At 68.6% G+C, this 19,201-nt stretch carries 15 protein-coding genes and 1 other RNA gene; 10 read left to right on the forward strand and 6 right to left on the reverse strand.

Features of this window, described 5'->3' with window-relative positions; translation table 11 throughout:
- Positions 1 to 16: 16 nt before the first annotated feature.
- The 3 genes from rnpB to Q8O14_01985 all read right to left on the reverse strand — a co-directional run bounded on the left by rnpB (position 17) and on the right by Q8O14_01985 (position 2,363).
- Positions 17 to 466, reverse strand: an RNA gene (rnpB, locus tag Q8O14_01975) — RNase P RNA component class A.
- A gap of 39 nt (positions 467 to 505) precedes the next feature.
- Complete coding sequence (locus tag Q8O14_01980) at positions 506 to 1,222, reverse strand: C4-type zinc ribbon domain-containing protein (GenBank protein MDP2359511.1); 717 nt, start codon at positions 1,220 to 1,222, stop codon at positions 506 to 508.
- A gap of 244 nt (positions 1,223 to 1,466) precedes the next feature.
- Positions 1,467 to 2,363 (reverse strand): inositol monophosphatase family protein, encoded by an 897-nt coding sequence (locus Q8O14_01985; GenBank protein ID MDP2359512.1) that lies wholly within the window; start codon positions 2,361 to 2,363, stop codon positions 1,467 to 1,469.
- A gap of 215 nt (positions 2,364 to 2,578) precedes the next feature.
- On the opposite strand from Q8O14_01985, the gene Q8O14_01990 reads away from it, so the two are divergent.
- The 6 genes from Q8O14_01990 (at position 2,579) to Q8O14_02015 (ending at position 8,716) form a co-directional block, all read left to right on the forward strand.
- A complete protein-coding gene (locus Q8O14_01990; protein ID MDP2359513.1) occupies positions 2,579 to 2,992 on the forward strand; it encodes a 6-carboxytetrahydropterin synthase in 414 nt (137 codons plus the stop codon).
- A 14-nt stretch (positions 2,993 to 3,006) separates the two neighbouring features.
- Entirely contained in the window at positions 3,007 to 3,711 is a 705-nt protein-coding gene (locus Q8O14_01995; GenBank protein MDP2359514.1) for an SDR family oxidoreductase, read from the forward strand.
- Positions 3,712 to 3,741: 30 nt separating this feature from the next.
- Positions 3,742 to 4,422: a Bax inhibitor-1 family protein gene (locus Q8O14_02000; protein ID MDP2359515.1), complete on the forward strand. Its 681-nt coding sequence runs from the start codon at positions 3,742 to 3,744 to the stop codon at positions 4,420 to 4,422.
- A 67-nt stretch (positions 4,423 to 4,489) separates the two neighbouring features.
- Positions 4,490 to 5,752: an LptF/LptG family permease gene (locus Q8O14_02005; GenBank protein ID MDP2359516.1), complete on the forward strand. Its 1,263-nt coding sequence runs from the start codon at positions 4,490 to 4,492 to the stop codon at positions 5,750 to 5,752.
- On the forward strand, positions 5,749 to 6,822 hold the full coding sequence (locus Q8O14_02010) for an LptF/LptG family permease (GenBank protein MDP2359517.1): 1,074 nt from the start codon (positions 5,749 to 5,751) through the stop codon (positions 6,820 to 6,822). The genes Q8O14_02005 and Q8O14_02010 overlap by 4 nt, the downstream gene beginning before the upstream one ends.
- Positions 6,823 to 6,838: 16 nt before the next feature.
- On the forward strand, positions 6,839 to 8,716 hold the full coding sequence (locus Q8O14_02015) for a response regulator (GenBank protein ID MDP2359518.1): 1,878 nt from the start codon (positions 6,839 to 6,841) through the stop codon (positions 8,714 to 8,716).
- A 20-nt stretch (positions 8,717 to 8,736) separates the two neighbouring features.
- Here the strand turns inward: Q8O14_02015 and dnaG are convergent, their stop codons facing one another.
- Genes dnaG through Q8O14_02030 form a run of 3 tightly spaced genes read right to left on the reverse strand, consistent with a single transcriptional unit; the run spans position 8,737 to position 13,428 of the window.
- Entirely contained in the window at positions 8,737 to 10,491 is a 1,755-nt protein-coding gene (dnaG, locus tag Q8O14_02020) for a DNA primase (protein MDP2359519.1), read from the reverse strand.
- A gap of 7 nt (positions 10,492 to 10,498) precedes the next feature.
- On the reverse strand, positions 10,499 to 12,985 hold the full coding sequence (locus tag Q8O14_02025) for a Smr/MutS family protein (protein MDP2359520.1): 2,487 nt from the start codon (positions 12,983 to 12,985) through the stop codon (positions 10,499 to 10,501).
- On the reverse strand, positions 12,982 to 13,428 hold the full coding sequence (locus Q8O14_02030) for a hypothetical protein (GenBank protein ID MDP2359521.1): 447 nt from the start codon (positions 13,426 to 13,428) through the stop codon (positions 12,982 to 12,984). Before Q8O14_02030 ends, Q8O14_02025 begins: the two co-directional genes overlap by 4 nt.
- A gap of 195 nt (positions 13,429 to 13,623) precedes the next feature.
- Here Q8O14_02030 and Q8O14_02035 point away from each other — a divergent pair, with 195 nt between their 5' ends.
- From Q8O14_02035 to Q8O14_02050, 4 genes are all read left to right on the forward strand, one after another.
- Positions 13,624 to 13,902, forward strand: coding sequence for a hypothetical protein (locus Q8O14_02035; protein MDP2359522.1), 279 nt, complete (start codon positions 13,624 to 13,626; stop codon positions 13,900 to 13,902).
- Positions 13,903 to 14,154: 252 nt separating this feature from the next.
- Positions 14,155 to 14,598: a hypothetical protein gene (locus Q8O14_02040; protein MDP2359523.1), complete on the forward strand. Its 444-nt coding sequence runs from the start codon at positions 14,155 to 14,157 to the stop codon at positions 14,596 to 14,598.
- Complete coding sequence (locus tag Q8O14_02045) at positions 14,595 to 15,095, forward strand: hypothetical protein (GenBank protein MDP2359524.1); 501 nt, start codon at positions 14,595 to 14,597, stop codon at positions 15,093 to 15,095. Before Q8O14_02040 ends, Q8O14_02045 begins: the two co-directional genes overlap by 4 nt.
- A complete protein-coding gene (locus Q8O14_02050) occupies positions 15,092 to 19,183 on the forward strand; it encodes a hypothetical protein (GenBank protein MDP2359525.1) in 4,092 nt (1,363 codons plus the stop codon). Before Q8O14_02045 ends, Q8O14_02050 begins: the two co-directional genes overlap by 4 nt.
- Positions 19,184 to 19,201 lie beyond the last annotated feature (18 nt).

Consider the following 19,201-nt stretch of genomic DNA (forward strand, 5'->3'; position numbering starts at 1 on the left):
CGGTGGCGCGGCGCGGGGCCGGAGCAGGTCTTAAGCCGGATTCTGTCCCCGCACCAAGTGCGGGGGATGGTCATTGATCTGCGCGGCCTACCCGGTTCCTGTGGCCCGGGACCGGAATCCCGGACAACGGGCGGGCCACCCCTGGAACCTGCTTGGCCTTGCTTCGGATGGGGTTTGCCCTGCCGCGACGGTCGCCCGCCGCGCGGTGCGCTCTTACATTAAGCCCGGTTGATCCCAGGCCGCACCATTTCACCCTTACCCCGCACCTAATTTTTTCTGAAGGCCCAGGGACTGATTGCCAAAACTGCACGCAATCAGAAAAAATTAGGCGCGGGGCGGTATGTTTTCTGTGGCACTTTCCGTCACCTCGCGGTGCCCCCGTAGGGCATCCTGCCCTGTGAAGTCCGGACTTTCCTCCGCCCGTCCTCCCTTGCGGGACCCGGACGGCGACCATCGGGCCTGCTCCGGCCCTGCGCCGCGCCGTGCCAGTGCGCGGCGATCGATGTCAAAGCTTGGCGTCCAGGGTGTCGCTGATCAAGATGCGACCGCAGATCTCGCAGAGAACCAGGTCGTCCATCTGGCGCACCTTGTTGATCTTCTGCGGGGGAAGGGCCTGGAAGCAGCCTCCGCAACTGGAACTGCGGTAGACCGAGACCACCCCGCGCCCGTCCTTGGCCTTGCGGATGCGGTCGTAATGACTGAGCAGCGGCTTGGGGATCCTGGTGCACAGCTCCGCGCGGTGGGCATCCAATTCCCCGATGCGGGTGGCGGAGGCCGTGGTGTGCTCGGCAAACTGGCCGCGCATCCTCCCCAGCGACTCGGTCAGGCGGATGGCGCGCTCCGCGCTCTCGCCCAGCTTGGACTCCAGCTCTTCCTGCTGCTCCATGGCCGTCTGCATGGCCTGCTCGTTCTCCATCAGGGCGTCCTGATGGAACTCGATCTCGCGCGTGACAGCTTCGTACTCCTGGTTGGTCTGCGTGGAGAAGAGCCTCTTCTGCAGCTCCGCCACCTTCAGTTTCAACTCGTCATGGCGCCTCTCCCTTTTGCGCAGATCCAGTTCCAGCTCCTTGAGCCGGACCTGGGACTGCTCGCGCATGACGGACAAGTCGCGCTCCTCCTGCTGAAGACGCTCCAGTTCCTGTGGCAGCGTCCCCTTGGAGATCTCCACGTCGCGGAACTGGTTGTCGATCTTTTGAAGCTCAATCAGGAGCATCAGTTCCATCTTCAAGATCAGGCCTCCCGGTCAAAACAAAAGATGCACCTCGAAAGGTGCATCCGGACATCTCAGAGTTCTGCGTCGCAGCTTTTAGGTGGAATGGGTCGCGTGAGGCGCTGTCGCACGTCACCCCCTTGCATTTACGACCCGTCAATCTAGGGATGACACCCCGGTCATGCAACTCGCGGGCCAGGATGAGGGAAAGGGGCGCGCCATGCCGTGGTCATTTGCCGGCGCTGCACCGGTTTGGTCAAAGACGTCCCGTCAATCGGCCCAGGAGCTCCGCCACCAGCGCGGGGTTGCCCGCCGCCAGATGGCCATCGACCAGGGGGTCGCCGCCCAGGCCGGCATAGCAGCCGCCCGCCTCCGTGATCAGGCATAGCCCGGCGGCCGTGTCCCAGGGGGCGAGTTGCAGCTCCACAAAACCGTCAAAGACCCCCGCCGCCGTGTAAGCCAGGTCAAGGGCGGCGCTGCCGCCCCGGCGAATGCCGGCGCTGGGCGGCATCAGGGCGTCGAATACTCCGAGGTAAAGGCGGGCCAGATCCTTGTGGCGGATGGGGAAGCCCGTGGCCAGGAAAGCCTCCTCCAGCACGGGGGCCTGGCCCACGCGCAAGCGCGTCGCCAAGCCCAATGGCAGCGCGGGGTCGTCGGGGAGGTCGGCCACCCAGGCGCCGCCCCCTTGCCAGGCATGGTAGAGGCGTCGCTGGCAGACATCGGCGATGACGCCCAGGACCGGCTGCCGCCCGCGGACCTGGGGAAATCGTGCCGGGCTGCTCCCGGTCCTCTGGGCTGTCCCCGGCGTCTCCTCCGGCTCCACCACGCGTTCCAGCAGCCCGATGGACACGGCGAAGGCCGGGTAGCCGTGGATGAAGTTGCTGGTGCCGTCCAGCGGATCCACTGCCCAGATCCGATCGGCCTCCAGATCCAGGCCGGCCCCCTCCTCCCCCAGCAGGCCGATCTCCGGACAATCCGCCCGCAGCAGGGAGACGATCAACTCCTCCGAGCGACGATCCACCTGGGTGACGTAGTCGTGGCGACCCTTGTGGTCCACCCGGAGCGGTTCGTGGTCCGCCAAAGCCTTGCGCAGCATCGCGGCGGCGGCGCGGGCGGCCCGCAGGGCGGCGCTGAGGGGGGCGGAGTGGGGCACGGCATTCTCCAAAAAGCTGTTGCGGGGGCAGGCTCAGGCCGACGCCCGCCCCATCATCGTGAATTCGGTCCGTTGGCGGCGCCTCGCGCCGGCTGGACCAGCCCCAGGGGGCGGAGATCCGCGGGGACGGGCGCCACGCCGGCCGGCCGGCCGGATGACAGCGCCAGAGCGCTACCTTTGGCCGTTCACGATTCAGGGAAAGGACCGGATCCGCCATGCCCATCACCTACCTCACGCGGGTGGAGGATTTCTGCGCCTCCCACCGGCTGCACAGCCCCCACCTGGACGACGAGGAGAACCGCGCCCTCTACGGCAAGTGCAACAATCCCAACGGACATGGGCACAACTACCGGCTGGTCGTCACCATCCGCGGCGAGGTGGACCCCCGCACCGGCATGCTCATCGAGCTGAACCAGCTGGCCGCCCTGATCCGTGAAGAGGTGACCGAGCGCGTGGACCACCTCAACCTCAACATCGACGTGGACTTCCTCGCCGGCGTCATTCCCACCGCGGAGAACCTCTGCCGCGCCTTCTGGGAACGCCTGGAGTCGCGCCTGCCGGTGGGCGAGCTGTGGGAGCTGCGCCTGGAGGAGACGGGGCGCAACATCGTCTCCCTGCGGCGGGAATAGGAGAAGGAGAAGTCATGCGTCGAGTCCTCATCACTGGTGGCAGCAGCGGCATTGGCCTGGCCTGCGCCCGGCGCTTCCTGGCCGGCGGCGGACGCGTGCTGCTCTGTGGAAGGGGCCGGGAGCGCCTGGAGGCCGCCCATCGCGAACTGGCCGCCGCCCATCCCGGCCAGGTGGCGGCCCGCGTCTGCGACGTCAGCCGCGCCGCCGAGATCGAGTCCCTGGGCCGCTGGCTGGGAACCGACGAAGGCCCGGTGGACGTGCTGGTCAACAACGCCGGCCTCTTCACGGCGGCCACCGTGCTCAAGACGACGGAGGAGCAGGCCGCCCGGCTGTGGGAAACGCAGGTGCTGGGGCCCTGGCGCCTGCTCAAGGTCTGCGCCGATCCGGCCCTGCGGGGCGAGCGGCCCCTGCGTGTGATCAACATCATCAGCGTGACCGCCCTGAAGGCCTACCAGGCCTGCGGTTTCTACGGAGCCACCAAGGCCGCCCTCGCCTCGCTGATGGATACCGCCCGCGCCGAACTCAGACACAAGGGCGTCGGCATCAGCAACGTTTATCCCGGCGCCACCGAGACCCCCATCTGGGGCGGGCGGGAGATGGACTACCGCCTCATGATGGATGCGGACGCGGTGGCGGCCGCTGTGCTGGCCTGCGCCGACGCCTCCGACCGCGCCCTGGTTGAAGAGCTGATTCTGCGCCCGGCGGGCGGAGACTTGTAGACGACAGGCCGCCCAAGAAAGGACATGCCCATGGCACGCCCCGCTTTCCAATTCCAGGCCGTCCCCCTGACCATTGCGGACAACCCCGCGCAGGTCATCTATCTGCGCCAGGTGCTCTCCTACCTGCTGCTCGGCTTGCTGACCACCTTCGGCGGCGCCATCGTCGGGTTGCAGCCGCCTGTCCTCGCCATCGTCGCCCGCCATCCCTTCATCGGGCTGGCCGCCATGATCGGACTCGTCATCTGGGCCTCGCGCGCCGCCCACGGCCCCCGCGCCGCGCTGGCCTTCTATGTCTTCACCTTCGGCATGGGCCTCATCATGGCGCCCGTGGCGGCCGTCACCTTGATGAAGGTGAACGGGCTGCAGACCCTCGCCCAGGCCGGCCTGCTCACCGTCGTCAACACGCTGGTCCTGGCCGCCTACGCCTGGATCAGCAAGCGCTCCTTCAGCTTCCTGGGCGGCTTCCTCATGGTGGGCCTCGTCACCATGATCGCGGCGATTCTGCTCAACGCCTACTGGCTGCACTCTCCCTTGCTGGGGCTGGTCATTCCCGGCATCCTCGTGCTGCTCTTCAACGGCTTCATCCTCTACGACCTGAGCCGCATCCTGCACAGCGCGGAGCGCATCCCGCCCACGGCGGCGGCCCTCGCCCTCTTCCTGGACATCTTCAATCTCTTCCTGGCCTACCTCCGCATCCTGGACCGCAACTGATGATGACCAGCGGCCAGTCGAGCTTGGCTCCTTCCCGACCGCCGGCGGGCGGCCGGGGGCGGACGGCATGAGCCGCCTGGCCCGCTACGTCCTGCGCGAGCACCTGGCGCCTTTCTTCTACAGCCTGGTGCTCATCATCTTCCTCTTCGTGCTCAACTTCGCCTTCCAGATGCTGGGCAAGATCCTGGGCAAGGGTTTGCCCACCCGGCTCATCCTGGAGTTCTTCGTCTACAACATCGCCTGGATCCTGGCCATGGCCGTGCCCATGGCCGCTCTCATCGCCACCCTGATGGCATTCGGACGCCTGGCCGGCGACCAGGAGATCACCGCCATGAAAGCGGGCGGCATCAGCCTGTGGCGCCTCACGAGGCCCCTCCTGGCGGTGGGCCTCGTCCTGGCCGGCTTGCTCATGGCCTACAACAACTGGGTGCTGCCCGAGTTCAACTACAAGTCCAACCTCCTGCGCCGCACCATCTTCCGCAAGGCGCCGACCCTGCAGATGGAGGACGGGCTCTTCGTCTTCGATGTCCCCAACCTGGTCGTCCACAGCCGACGCATCGACCATGCCACGCGGCGGATGCACGAGGTGACCATCTTCGACGAGAGCGAGCGTGGCGTCCACACCACCATCCTGGCCGACAGCGCCGACCTGCGCCTGGACGAGGAGGCGGGCGAGTTCCTGCTGGAGCTGCACCGGGGGGAGATCCACCGCCGCGACTGGCGGGACCCCGTCCGCTACAGCCGCCTGGCCTACCGTGACAGCGAGCTGCGCATCGATGCGCGCAACATGCTCCTGCAACGGCAGGAGACAAAGTACCGCAACGACCGCGAGCAGACCACGGCCCAGATGCTGGAGCGCGTCAAGCGCTGGCGGGAGCTGGACCCGGAGCGCAACGCGCGGAAGATCCGCACCTACCTGGTGGAGATCCACAAGAAGTTCGCCCTGCCCGCCGCCATCCTCACTTTCGTGCTGGTGGGCGTCCCTCTGGGCGTGCGCTCCGGGCGCGGCGGCATCGGCGTCTCCGGCTCGCTCTCCGTCGTCTTCTTCCTGGCTTACTGGATCTTCCTGATCGGCGGCGAGGACCTGGCGGACCGCGGATTCCTCTCTCCCGCGGTGGCCATGTGGGCGCCCAACCTCCTCATGCTCCTCCTGGGCGTGTGGCTGATGCGCGGCGCCGTGCGCGAGGGGACGCCGGTGCAGTTGCCGGCCTGGCTGGCGCGCCGCCTGCGCCGGAAGACCGAGGCCGACGAGCAGGATCAGCGCGAGGAGCAGCGCATGGCCGCGCTGGCCCGCGAGATCCAGGAAGAGCAGGGCGGACCGCGGCCATGAGCATCCTCACCCGCTACCTGCTGCGCCGCTTCCTCGGCATCGCCCTCTTCACGGCGCTGGCCAGCCTGCTGGTCTTCATCACCGTCGACCTGATGGAGCACCTGGACAAATTCATCGACACCCAGACGCCGGGCTCGGTCATCCTGCGCTACTACATCCTCTATACGCCGCAGATCCTCACCCTCATCTTTCCGGTCATCCTCCTCCTCACCACCGTCTTCACGCTGGGCGGCCTCGTCAAGCGGATGGAGGTGACGGCGATGAAGGCGGGCGGCGTCAGCCCCGGCCGCTTGATGCGCCTGATGGCCCTCTGGGCGCTGGTCGCCTCCGGCCTCTCCTTCCTGGTGGGGGAGACGCTGGTGACGGACACGGCCCGCGAGCGCATGGAGATCTATCGCACGACGGTCAAGCGCATGCCCGCCACCTTGACGGAGAACAGCGGCCGCATCTACTTCCAGAACGACGAGCGCAGTTTTCTCACCCTTGAGAACTACAGCATCGACACGGGGTGGGGTCGGCGCGCCACCTATCTGCACATCGAGAACGACCGTGTCATGTGGCGCCTGGACGCCGACACCCTGCGGCACACGGACCAGGGCTGGTTGTTGTTGTCCGGCGAGGAGCGCCGCCTCTGGCCCAGCCACGCCAGCCGCCGCTTCACGCTGCGCATGCTGGACGAGTTGAAGCTGGACCCGGGCGACATCGAGACCTTGCAGGCCGTGCCCGAGGAGATGAACCTGCGCGAGCTGGAGGCCTTCATCGATCGGCAGAAGCAGGCGGGGGCCTACACCCGGCGCTGGGAGGTGAACGCCCACGGCAAGATGGCCTCGCCGGTGGCCAACCTTGTCATCGTGCTTTTCGGCGTGCCCCTGGCCCTGCGGCGCCACCGGGCCGGCCTGATGCTGGGCTTCGGCCTCAGCCTGCTCGCGGCCTTCGCCTATTACGGCCTGCAGGTGGTCTGCCAGAACCTGGGCTACAAGGCGCTGCTCAGCCCCCCCCTGGCGGCCTGGCTGCCCAACGCGGCCTTCGCCGCGGCCGCCGTGCTGCTCTACTGGCGGGTGGATCGATGAAGGCGGAGTGGTTGCCATGCGTCGCGTGATGATCGTCAGCCGCGATCCGGCCGTCCTCAAGCAGGCGGGGAGCTTGATGCTGGCCGGGTGCCGCGTGGAGTGCCTCCTCAGCGGCGCCGAGCTGCTGGAGCGCCTCCAACGCGAGAGCGCCACTCTGCTCCTGCTTCATCCCGACCCCGAGGACATGAGCGCGGCGGAGCTGGTCCAGCGCATCGAGCGGCTGGAGCGTCGTCCGCCCTGGGCCGTGGTCGGACCGGACGGCGACGTGCGCGGCGCGCTGGCCTGGATCCGGCGCGGGGCCCTGGACTACCTGCCCATCGCTGGCGCTTGGGAGCATGGCCTGGTGGAAGAGATGGAGCAGCTGCTGGCCCGGGCCGACAGCCAGGGCCAGTTGGACCAGGCCCGCCGCGAGCGGGAGGCGCGGACGCGCCACCGCGACCTGCTGCTGGACATCGCCCCCGGCCTGCTGGTGGCCGCCTCGCCCGAGGGTCTCGTCCTGGCCTGCAACGAGGCGGCCCGGCGCTGTGGACTGCAGGCGGGCGGACGGCTGCCCGAAGCGGGCGGCGCCGGCGACTGGACCCCGCCCGCCGCCATTTTCGGGAGCATGGAGTGCATCCGCCGCGAGCAGGAGCTGGGCGGCTTGCTCTATGACGTCCATTGGTGCTCGCGCAACGGACGGGCGGTCTGCCTGGCCATGGAGAAAGGTCCACGCCTCATCGAGGAGCGCCGTCGTCGCCGCATGGAGAACCGCCGCCTGCTGGCCCAGAAAATGGACTCGCTCAACGAGCTGGCCAGTCACCTGGCCCACGACATCAGCAACCAGCTGCTGGTGATCATGGGCTACTCCGACATGCTGCGCGACCACCTGGCCGACGACGCGGGCGCCGCGCAATGGACCCAGTCGATCCGCAAGGCGGCCGAGGGGGTCAGCCAGCACACACGGCGCCTCATCAGCTTCACCCGCGGGCGGGGCGGCCAGTTCGGACCGCTCGACCTGCACGCCCTGCTCCGCCAAGTGGCGGAGCGCATGCGGCCGGAACACCCGCTCATCCAGATGCGCCTGCGGCTGGACGCCGCCGAGTGCCGCATCTGGGGCGATGCCGGCCGGCTGGAGGACGCCCTGCACAACATCTGCCGCAACGCCTGCGAAGCCATGCCGCGGGGCGGCCTGCTCGTGCTGCAGTCGCGCAACCTGCGGCCGGAGGGCGGCCCCCCCGAGTCGGATCGGTTGCCCGACACGCACATCCAGGTCAGCGTCCGCGACACGGGCATCGGCATGAGCGAGGAGACGCTGGAGCGGATCTTCGATCCCTTCTTCACCACGCGCAAGCGGGAGGGCGGGGCCGGCCTGGGCCTGAGCAGCGCCTGGAGCATCGTCCGCGGCCACAAGGGCAACCTCGACGCCGACAGCACGCTGGGCAACGGCACGCAGATCCGCATCCTCCTGCCTCTGCACCGGGAGAACACGGCGCCGGCGGCGGACAGCGAGAACCCGGGCGGACATGTGCTGGTGGTGGACGACGACGAGGTGGTGCGCGGCGTGGTGCAGAGCATCCTGCGCGCCCTGGGTTGGCAGGTCAGCTCCTTCTCCAGCGCCGTGGAGACCCTGGCCTGGTTCGATGCCCAGCGGCCGCACCTCGACCTGGCCCTGCTCGACCTGCGCATGCCCCACATGAACGGCTGGGAGCTGCTGGGCGAGCTGCGTCGCCGCGATCCACGCCTGCGCGCCCTCATCATGACGGCCTGGGCCGACGACCTGCTCTCGCAGCAGGTGGATCCCAAAGTCGTGCTGGGGGTGTTGAAGAAGCCCTTCGAGCTGGAGGAGCTGCACACCCATGTCATGAGTGCGCTGGCCATCATCCAGGCCGAGCGCCAGGGCCACGGCGCGGGTTGAGCAACCCCGCGGCGGGTTGATCAATCGGTTCCCGCCAGCCGCCTGAGCAACTCCGCGAACTCCTGCCGATGCTCGTCCTTGCCCTGGATCTCGCGCATGCGCTTCAGATCGCGGGCCCGCTCCAGATGACGCAGCAAGTCCCGCGCCTCCTCGGCATCGCCCGGTCGGGGCGCCTCGACCAGGGCGGCCAGGGCCAGCTCGCGGATGTGGGTGTTGGTGCAGGAGTGGGCCCAGCTCTCCACGCTTTCATCCTCGCCGCCATGAGCCTCCATTGCCTGCCGCATCGCCTCGCGCAGGAGGGGGTGGCCCAGCTCGTCCAGGTCCAGGCTCTCGGCGATCTCGTCGCGCGCCTCGGCGTTGCGCAGGAAGATCTCGAAGAGGGAGAGCTCGCGCCGCTCCTCCCGGCCCAGGGCGCGACGGTCCAGCCGGGGCAGGACATCGTCCCGCGCGGTGGCGGGCGCGGCATGATCGGCACGGCGCAGTTGTTCGCGGGAGAGCTTGTCCACCTCGTGGACCGGGATGCCGCTGGCCGCCGCGATGCGCTGCACCAGCTGCGTGCGGTGCAGCAGGTCCTCGACCAGGCCCGCGGCGCCGGCCAGGTTCTGCACGAAGTCGCGGAACTCGGCCGGGGTGGCCTGGTCCTGACGTTGGCGGAACTCGGCGATGCGGTAGCGGAAATAGTCCGCCGACTCGTCGAGCAGGCGCCGCATCTCGTCCGCCCCGCTGTTCCGCACCACGTCGTCGGGGTCCTGTCCTTCCGGCAGCCGGCAGACGCGCAAGTCCAGGCCGGCCCCGATCAGGCTGGCGGCGCCGCGCGCCATGGCCTTCTGCCCCGCCGCGTCGCCGTCATAGAGGAAGATGACACGGTCGGCGAAGCGCTTGAGCAGGAGCGCCTGCTCCGGCGTGAGGGCCGTGCCCAGGGTGGCCGCCACGTGGCGGATGCCGGCGCCCCACAACCCGATGAGATCCATGTAGCCCTCGACGAGCAGGACCGTGCGCTCGCGGCGGATCTCGTTCTTGTTCTCGAAGAGCCCGTAGAGGCTGCGCCCCTTGTGATAGAGCGGCGTCTCCGGGCTGTTGATGTACTTGGGCTGGTCCTTCGCCTCGCCGATGACGCGCCCGCCGAAGCCGATCACCGTCCCCACCACGCTGCGGATGGGAAAAATGAGGCGCCCGCGGTAGCGGTCGTAGACGCGGCCGCTCTCGCTGCGCAGGCAAACGCCGGCCTGCACCAGCAGGTCCTCGCCCAAGCCCAGGCCGCGTGCGTAGTCGACCAGCCCCTGCCAGTCGTCGGCGGACCAGCCCAGCTGGAAGCGCTCCTGGATCTCGCCGCCCAGGGCGCGACGGGCCAGATAGTCGGCCAGGGGGCCGGGTTGGCGGACCTGGGCCTGCAGCGCTTTCCGGAAGAAGTCCAGCGCCGCCTGGTTGACTGTTTGCAGACGCTCCTCCAGCGTGCGGGTCTCCGGCTCGCGGCTGTCCTCGTCGGGCACGGCGATGCCGGCCCGGTCGGCCAGCCGCCGCACCGCCTGCGGGAAGGACAGCCCCTCCGCCTCCATCACGAAGCCGATGACGTTGCCGCCCTTGCCGCAACCGAAACACTTGTAGAGGCGCAGGGAAGGATTGACCGTGAAGGAGGGCGTCTTCTCCTGGTGGAAGGGACACAGGCCCTTGTAGTGGGCGCCGGCCCGCTTGAGGGTCAGGTACTCGGTGACGAGATCGACGATGTCGACGGCGTCCAGCACCTGCTGGATGATCTGCTCGGGTATACGTCCCATCGCGGTGTCACACATCCAGCTTGATGATCGTCACCCCGTCGCCGCCCTCCTCGGGCTGCCCGTCGCGGAAGCTGAGCACGAGGGGCGTCCGCCGCAGGTGGTCCTGCACCACCTGGCGCAGGACGCCCGTCCCCTTGCCGTGCAGGATGGTGGCGAAGCCCAGTCCGCTCACGAGGCAGTCGTCCAGGTAGGCGTCCAGGTCGGCGAGGGCCTCGTCGGCGCTGCGGCCACGCAGGTCGAGGCGCAGGCCGGGATCGCTCGTCGTCACGCTGACGCCGCCCCGCCCCCCGGCGTCGCGGCCGCCCGCTTTCCCGCCGCGCTCCTCGGCCAGCACCTCCAGCACGCGGTCGCGATCAACCGTCAGCTTGAGGATGCCGGCCTCCACCTGCAGGCGCGCCCCCTCCTTCTCGACCCGCACGACGCGGGCGGGTGTCTCCAGATCCTTGAGACGGACACGATCCCCCGGTTTGAGGGGGCCGCTGACCCGTGCCGGCGGCGCGGGCGGGGCCAGTTGCCGCTCCTGCCGCTCAAGCTGCTGGAGGTGGTCGGCGATCACCATCCGTCCCGCCTGGACCGTCACCCGCTCGGCGCCGCCCTGGCGGATCTCGCGCACAGTGTTCTCCACCAGGCGACCCGCGCCCTTGACGATGCGGGCCGCCTCGGCCACCGCCTCGTGCTTCAGCTGGCGGGCCTCCTTCTGGGCCGCCTTGAGCTTCTCCTCGTAGCGGGCGACCAGGCTCTCCAGCTTGATGCGCGCCGCCTCGGCGGACTGGCGGTCCCGCTCCGCCGCCGCGGCCCGCGCCTGCAGGTCGCCGATCAGCCGCGCCAGGTTCTTCTGCTCGCTGCCCAGGTAGTGGCGGGCGCGGTCGAGCAGCACGCGCGGCATCTCCATCCGCTGCAGGATCTCCAGGGCGTAGCTGGAGCCGGGCACGCCCTGCACCAGGCGGAAAGTGGGGGAGATGCTGCGCTCGTCGAAGCTCATGGAGGCGTTCTGCAGGCCCGGCTGGTCATGGGCGAAGGCCTTGAGCTGGCCCAGGTGGGTGCTGACCACGGTCAGGCCGGGGCTGAGCAGCATGCGCTCCAGGAAGGCCATGGCCACGGCGCTGCCCTCCTCGGGGTCGGTGCCGCTGCCCAGTTCGTCCACCAGGAAGAGTCCGCGGCGCGGGGCCTGCTCGAGGATGATGCGCATGCGGGCCAGGTGGCTGGCATATGTGGAGAGGTCGTTCTCGATGGATTGCTGGTCCCCGATGTCGGTCAGCACCGTGTCGAAGAGGGGAATGCGCGTGCCCTCGCCACAGGGCAGGGGGAGGCCCAGCCGCGGCATCAGGGCGAAGAGACCCACCGTCTTCATCGCCACGGACTTGCCGCCGGCGTTGGGGCCGGAGATGAGCAGGATGCGGTTGCCGCCGCCGCCCAGCCGCAGGTCAAGGGGCACCACCTCGAGATGGCGGGCCAGCAGGGGGTGGCGCCCCTGGACAATGACCAGATCCATGCCGTCGGCCAGGGCGGGGACGCAGGCCCCCAGATCGCGGCCCCAGCGGGCGCGGGCCTTGAGATGGTCCAGTTCGCGCAGCACGCGGCGCGTCTCCGCCAGCTCCGGCAGGCGTTCCCGCAAGCGGTCGGACAACTCGCGCAGGATACGCGCCTCCTCGCGGCGGATCTCCACCTCGGCCCGGCTGAGGCGGGTGCGGATCTCCAGACAGGAGGCGGGCTCCACGAAGAGGGTACGCCCGCTCTGGCTCTGGTCCACCACCAGCCCCTGGACGCGACCCAGGGCCCCGGCATTGACCGGCAGCACGGGCCGGCCCTCCCGCCAACCCAGGCCCGTGTCGCCCAGCAGGCCGCGCCCGCGCCATTCCGTCTCCACCTTCTCCAGTTCGCGGCGCAGACGGCCCTCCTCCGCGACGTACAGGCGGCGGAGGCGGCCCAGTTCCGGCGAGGCCGAGTCGAGCAGACCGCCATCCTCGCCGATGGCGCGACGAATGGCCGTCGTCTCCCCTTCGAACGAGGCCAGTCCCGCCATCAGCTTGCCCAGGCGCGGCGCCTGGGCATCGTGCGAGCCTTGGGCCAGTCCGCCGCCCACCTCCAGCAGGGCCGCCACATCCCGCAGGGCAGGACCCTCCAGCCAGTCGGGGCTTTCCAGGAGGGCATCGAGCGGGGCCTCGCCCGTTTCCAGGACGCCCAGCGCCGGCGCGACTCCGCGCTCGAGGGCATTCATCATTTCGCCCAGGCGGGCCAGATCCAAGCGCAGCTCCGCCTCGTCCTTGATCGGTCCGGCCGCGCGCAGGCGTGCCGCGGCCGCCCGGCTGACGGCCCGTTCGGCCACCCAGTCCAGCAGGCGATCCAGGTCCAGCACCTGGCGGGTGGCTTCTGTCAGCAGGTCGCAGGGCGGTCGGCGCCGGTCCTCGCCGCCTCGACCGTGCCGCCCCTCCCGTCGGTGGGATGGTCGGGAGGGCCCGCCGGACGGGGCCATGGCCGAAGGGTCGCGGCTCACAACCCGAACTGCCGGAAGTGATGGCGCAGGTGGCGATCCTGCAGGGCGGCCCATTGCAGGCGGGTCAAGGATCCAAAGACCGGATGGCCATGGCGGGCGGTGGGATCGGCCAGAACCTCGCGATGAAAGCGTCTGAGCAGGCCGCGGAGGCCATCCAGCGCGGCGGGGAAGGGCTCGCCGCGCGCAGCCAGGAAGTCCACGGTGGAGGGCAGGCCCGGCGGGATGGGCCAGGGAAGCAGTGCCACTGGCCGCAACAAGATCTGAAGGAAATGAGGCGCAAGGGGTTTGGCCTGGCGCAGGCCCATGGCGATCTCCAGGGAATTGGCCAGGTGCTCCACCATGCCCAGGGCGGTCAGCCGTCCCCAGCGCGGACGCCGCCCGTCTTCCAAACCGGCCAATCGGGCAAAGGCCCACTCCACTCGGGAGGAATCAATCAGGCTCATGGCAGGAGCATAACATTGCCCGACGAAGGCATCCCGTCTCACCGCCCGGCGCACAACATCCCTTTGTGACAATAATGGCGGGAAATGAGCCGGAATTCAAACCAAGGCATGAGTTCATAATCGCCGCACCGTCAAATCGTAATCATCCACCCTTATCCTGAAGCTCAGTTCAAAGGTGAGAGGGCCGCTCGCGGCATGATGCTGACGACGTCGTGGCCGGAGCTACCCGGCAGCCTGGAGGGCAGGGAGGTGGATATGGGGAAAAAGGATGATCTCCCTCCCGACCCGGGACGGATCGATCTCCGCCAGGAGTTCGAGGTCATGATGGCCAGGCTGGAGCAGCAGCGGGAAGACTTGGCGTGGCTAATCGAATTGAAAAACAAAGAGAAAGCTCCGCCACCGACGGTGCGGAGCATCACGTCGCCGGCTGACGACGAGGCCGGGCCTGACCTGACTCAAGACCGGGCGACATGAAGTCTTGCCATCGGCAGGCAAATCCTGTGTCTCGTGTGACACAAGGTCTCAGCGCATCGTCCAAATATGTACTCGGCAAAGCAGAGAATTCCCTTGGATGAATTCATGAAGCTGTTTATCATCCCACAGGATCGGCCTGACTCCGATCCAGCGACACCTGACATGACCATCAGCAACCATAGATCTGCATCCAGGCGCAGGGGCTTGACAGCTTTGCAGGCCAATGCCGGGGTGCCCACTGCAGGAGGATTCATGAGGAAAGCACTCTGGTTGGCGCTCGTGCCGGCCCTGCTCTTCGCATCCAGCGATCCGACCGAGCCGGCCGACACGCCGGGGGCGGTCGCCCCCGCCCACAGCGGGATCGCCGTGGTCGCGCCCCTGGCGCCCAGCGCCGTGGATCTGGCCCACAAGGAGGCCATGATGGCTCTGGCCCTGGAACGACAGGCCTTCGTCGAGGCCTTCAACTGGAACCGGGGCGGTGATCGGGTCGAGACGGCCCGCCTCCATGCCCGCGCCATGGACGGCTTCCACCGCCGGGAGCTGGAGCTGAAGCGCGACTGGTACGCGGCCAGCGGCCAGCTTGATCGCCTCGCCGCGATCGAGGCCGCCCTGGTGGCCCTGGAGGAAGCCGGGCGCCCGCAGCCCGAATTGGATCTGCCGCGCCCGGCGGCCCAACCACAGGAGGTGACCCCATGACCCGCATCGTCCTGGGTGGCCTGCTGGCCGCCCTGACCCTTGGCCTCGGCGCGATGGCCGAGGAGCGCCGCGTGGATGACGGCATCTACACGCTCGGCGAGGCGGCGGAGCCCACCCTGGTGCCCGCCGCCCAACTGGTGGAATCCCCCGCCAGCGGATCGCCCCCGGTCGAGTCGGGTCCGCTGGCCGAGCTGCGCGAGCGGCACCGCGCCGCGATGGAGGCCCTTATCTCCAGCCCGGACGCCGTGCGCGACCACGGGCAGGTCCTTGCCATGGAGCGGGAGCTTGTGGCGCTGAAGGAGGCCCAGCAGCGCGAGGAGCTGCTGTGGCTCAAGTCCGACGCCCTGGCCCGTGGGGACCAGGCCCTGGCCGCACGCCTGGACGAGGCGCTGGAGGAGCTGACACCGCGGATCCTGCCGCCCGCCGGGCCGGCCGTCCCGCGGGATCCGGCCACGGGCCGCACCCTGGACGGCCGTGACGAGGGAGGTGTGAGATGAACAAGCTGTTGATGACATCCCTGCTGGCGCTGGGTCTGATGGCCACCAGCGCCCTGGCCCTGCGCGACCTCTCCCTCAAGCAGCAGGGGGAGCTGCCCCGCGACCAGTACGTGGACCTGGTGGATCCCGACCACGTCCACCTGGACAAGCTGGTGGTGAAGTTCGTCGAGGACACGCGCGTGCGTCTGCGCGACGGCCGCCTTGTCTCCCTGGAAGGATGGCGCACGGACGCCCTGGAGGCCTTCCTCAAGGCTCGGCCGCACCTCTCCGTCGAGCGCCTCTTCTCCAGCGTGGGCGAGGAGGAGCTGGAGGCCTACATCGCCCGGGGTGAACAACTGAGCGGCTACGATGTGGCCGATCTCAACAACTGGTACCTCTTCCGCGTGGACGACCGACGTGTGGACGCCAAGGGCCTGCTGCTGGATCTGCTCCAGCTGGACCTGGTGCAGACCGGCTACTACGAGCCGAAGGGCGAGCCTGCTGTGTGCGGGACGGACCCCGCCCCCACCACCCCCAACTACGTGGGCAGCCAGGGCTACCGCGGCGCGGCGCCCACGGGCGTGGACATCCAGTACGCCTGGGACTACAACCCCACCTACGGCAATGGGATCAGCAGCTACTGGTTCCAGGACATGGAGGTGGGGTGGTGCGAGGACCATGAGGATTTCGCCAGCACCTTCACCATCCGCAACCCGCCGGACTCCGATGTCCCCGACTATTACAACCACGGCACGGCCGTGATGGGGATCGTGGGGGCCTGCGACGACGGCAAGGGCGTCACCGGCCTGGTGCCCGACGTGCGCCTCACGGCCCGCACCGTCCTCAACCACAGCTCCTATGCGGACGCCCTCATCGCCATCGGCAATGATTTGGTGACGGGTGAGACCTACCTGATCGAGCTGCATGCCCAGGGTCCGGACCAAGGCACCACCTGCGTCTGCAACTGCGCCCAGTTCCGCTACATCGCCATCGAGTACTGGCAGGGCAACTTCGACGCCATCCTGGCCAACAGCGCCAACGGCCGATACTGCGTGGAGGCGGCGGGCAACGGCAGCATGGACCTGGACTGGGCCGGCTACAGCGGCGCCTTCAACCGCTCCTTCCGCGACAGCCAGGCCATCATCGTGGGGGCTGGCACCTCGGGCAGCGTCCACAACCCGGAGTGCTGGACCAACCACGGCACCCGCATCGACGCCTACGGCTGGGGCAGCAACGTGGTCACCACCGGCTACGGCACCCTCTTCAACCAGGCCGACTGCCAGCAGGACTATGCCAGCGGCTTCGCCGGCACTTCCAGCGCCAGCCCCATCGTGGCAGGGCCGGCCGTCAGCCTGGCCCTGATCCACAACGCGCAGTTCGGCAGCTACCCCGCGCCCCTGACCCTGCGCAGCCGCCTGCAAACCAACGGCACGCCCCAGGGACCGGTGGACACCTGGAAGGAACTCAGCGTCCAGCCCAACATGAAGGGCATCCTCGCCCCCGACCTGCTGCCCTACACGCCGGTCGACTGGAGCGCCAGCGTCGTGCCCTCCAATGTGACGGGCACAAATACCGTGTCCGCCAACCTGCCCCCGGCTCCGGCCGCCACCTACATCGACCTCTGCTTCCTCAACCAGAGCCGCTACGGCAGCGTGGCCTCCGCCCTCTCCCGGCTCTATCGGGATGACGTGTTCATCGGGTCCGCCACCGCCACCAACCTGGGACCCTTCACAAGCGCGGCGGCCAACGATTTTTCCCAGACCATCCGTGGCGGCCTCCATTACCTGAAACTGGTCTGCGATCCCCTAAGCGCCGTCGACGAGAGCGTGGAGACCAACAACACGGAGGTCCTCGCCTACTGCTGGGATCCCGCCATCCTGGCCATCAACAGCCCCCAGACCTTCACCCGCGGACCGAAGAAGAATCCCGAGGGATACTCCTCGTTTGCCCTGGACGGCTACCGCATGAGCACCACGGGGTGGTGGCGGGTCTTCGGCGTGATGCCGGCCTCTTCCGCCGGCGATTACGACCTGCGCCTTTACAACACGGCGCCCACCTCCACCACGGGCTGGACCAGTCACGTCAGCTCGTCGTTACACTCGTCAGCCACGGACTTCGTGGGCAGCAACGGCAACCTGGTCTCCGACGGCATCCATGCCGGGGTGGTCAATCACAACGACACCAGCGATTCCTACACGGTGGAGTCCGACATCTCCAGCTACCTGGGATCCGTCCCGGCAAGCCAGGCTCTGGTGGGCAACTACAGCCTGGATGCCGGCGAGATCCTCGACGCCTTCGAGATGAACTGCACGGCCGGCTCCCCGGTGTGGCTGAACTTCCAGGTCACGGACGGCGCGGCCGACCTGGCCGTCCTCGTCTATGGACCCGGCACGACCTATTTCAGCCGGGACAGCGCCCTGTGGGCCTTGAATGCGGGTGGGGCCGGCGCCAGCGAGATGGGCATCTTCACGCCCGCGGAGAGCGGCTTCCACGGCATCGTCGTATGCAAGAACCTGCGCAGCGACCTGGCCAACCAAGTCTCTTACGACTTCTACTGGGGCCCCCCCGCCGGCGACCTCGTCACCGTGGCGCGGGCCAGCTGGACGGCGCCCGTGGTGGCGCGCAACAGTGGCGGCACAGTGGGCGCGCTGCCCGCCGTGCTCAATGAGGGTCCAAGCTTGGGCGACGCCGGCGTGGCCAACATCGGCCTGGGCAGCGTGCCAGCCGGGGCCAACCTGGCCATCACCCTGGACGGGGTCACCGTCTACACCAGCGGAAACTTCGCCTCCCTGGCCCCCGGCTACGAGGGTGAGGTCGCCAACCGGTCCATCGGCGCGGTCAAGGGGGGCCGCCACGAGCTGGGCGCCATCCAGGACGTGAACAGCGAGGTGGCCGAGCAGCTGCCCGACGGCGAGGCCAACAACCGGCACTATCGGCAGTACGCCTGGGCGCCCCACCCGCTGACCTTCGGAGTCCAGGAGTCCCGGACGGCGGCGCCCAACTACGTCAACCCCCAGAACCCGGACTACTGGAGCCAGCCCGGACCCAACCAGGACGGCTACCTCCTGTCCACCGCCTTCTGGACGGCCGTGGCGGCCATGCCCACCCATGCCGAGGGCTATCTGCCCACCTACATCTACGCCAACGCGGACACGAACCCCATTTCGGCCTACCTGTATCCCGTCGCGACCAACTATCCGCCCTACGGTGGCATCAGCCTGGTGGCCGCCAACGGCAACGTGCTGGGCAATGTCGTCCAGCGGAACGTGGGTGTGAGCAACGGCTGGGCCTATCCCACCCATTCCACGCAGCCCTACACTGTCCAGATGGCCCATTGGATGGACGACCTGGAGGCGGGACATGTCTACCCGGGCACCTTGGCCGCGGGCGCGGGTGGCGGGCAGCTGCTGCACATGCGGGACATGCACCTCTTCGCCGGTGAGAGCGTTTCCCTCAGGCTGTTCAACAACTCCACCGTGGACCTGGGCCTGGCCATCTTCCAGGCCGGCCTGGGCTACGCGACCTTGGACAACGCGGCGGCCGTCTTCAACGGCGCCGGCGTGGGTGTCGACGAGAGCGGCGCTTTCACGGCCACGGTGACGGGCTGGCATGGCGTGGCGGTCTACCGCAGCGGATACCAGGACCTGGGGCCGGCGGCGCCCTACAGCTTGGTCATGGGAACCCGGCGTCCGGTGGCCATCACCGACCTGGAGCTGATCCCCGTGGAGCTGGACGCCTCGGACGGCTATTACCTCTTCACCCTGCAATTCGGCGACGTGACCCAGGATGTCAACGGAGATCCATTGGTCGTGGACTACTACCGCTTCTGGTGGAGCTTCGACCCCTACGCGGAATTCCCCAACGGCTGGGTGAATTGGGACAACTGGCCGGTGAGCGAGCTGGTGAACTTCCTCTCCACCACGGGCGGAGCGACCGGCATCTACTTCCTGGTCACGGCGGTGGACAACAACGGCGTGCTGCTGGCCACCTCGCACCCGGACCTGGTGGGCGCCGCCGATGCGGAAGCCGTGCGCCGGGCACCCCTGGCCGGCGGCATTCCGGGTCAGTCGCTTGGCGCGGGTGAAGCCGTGGACAGGCCCCTCCCTTGACCTTGATGCTTTCATCCA

The organism is bacterium, from assembly GCA_030685015.1.
In the GTDB taxonomy this organism is placed as follows: Bacteria; CAIWAD01; CAIWAD01; order CAIWAD01; family CAIWAD01; genus CAIWAD01.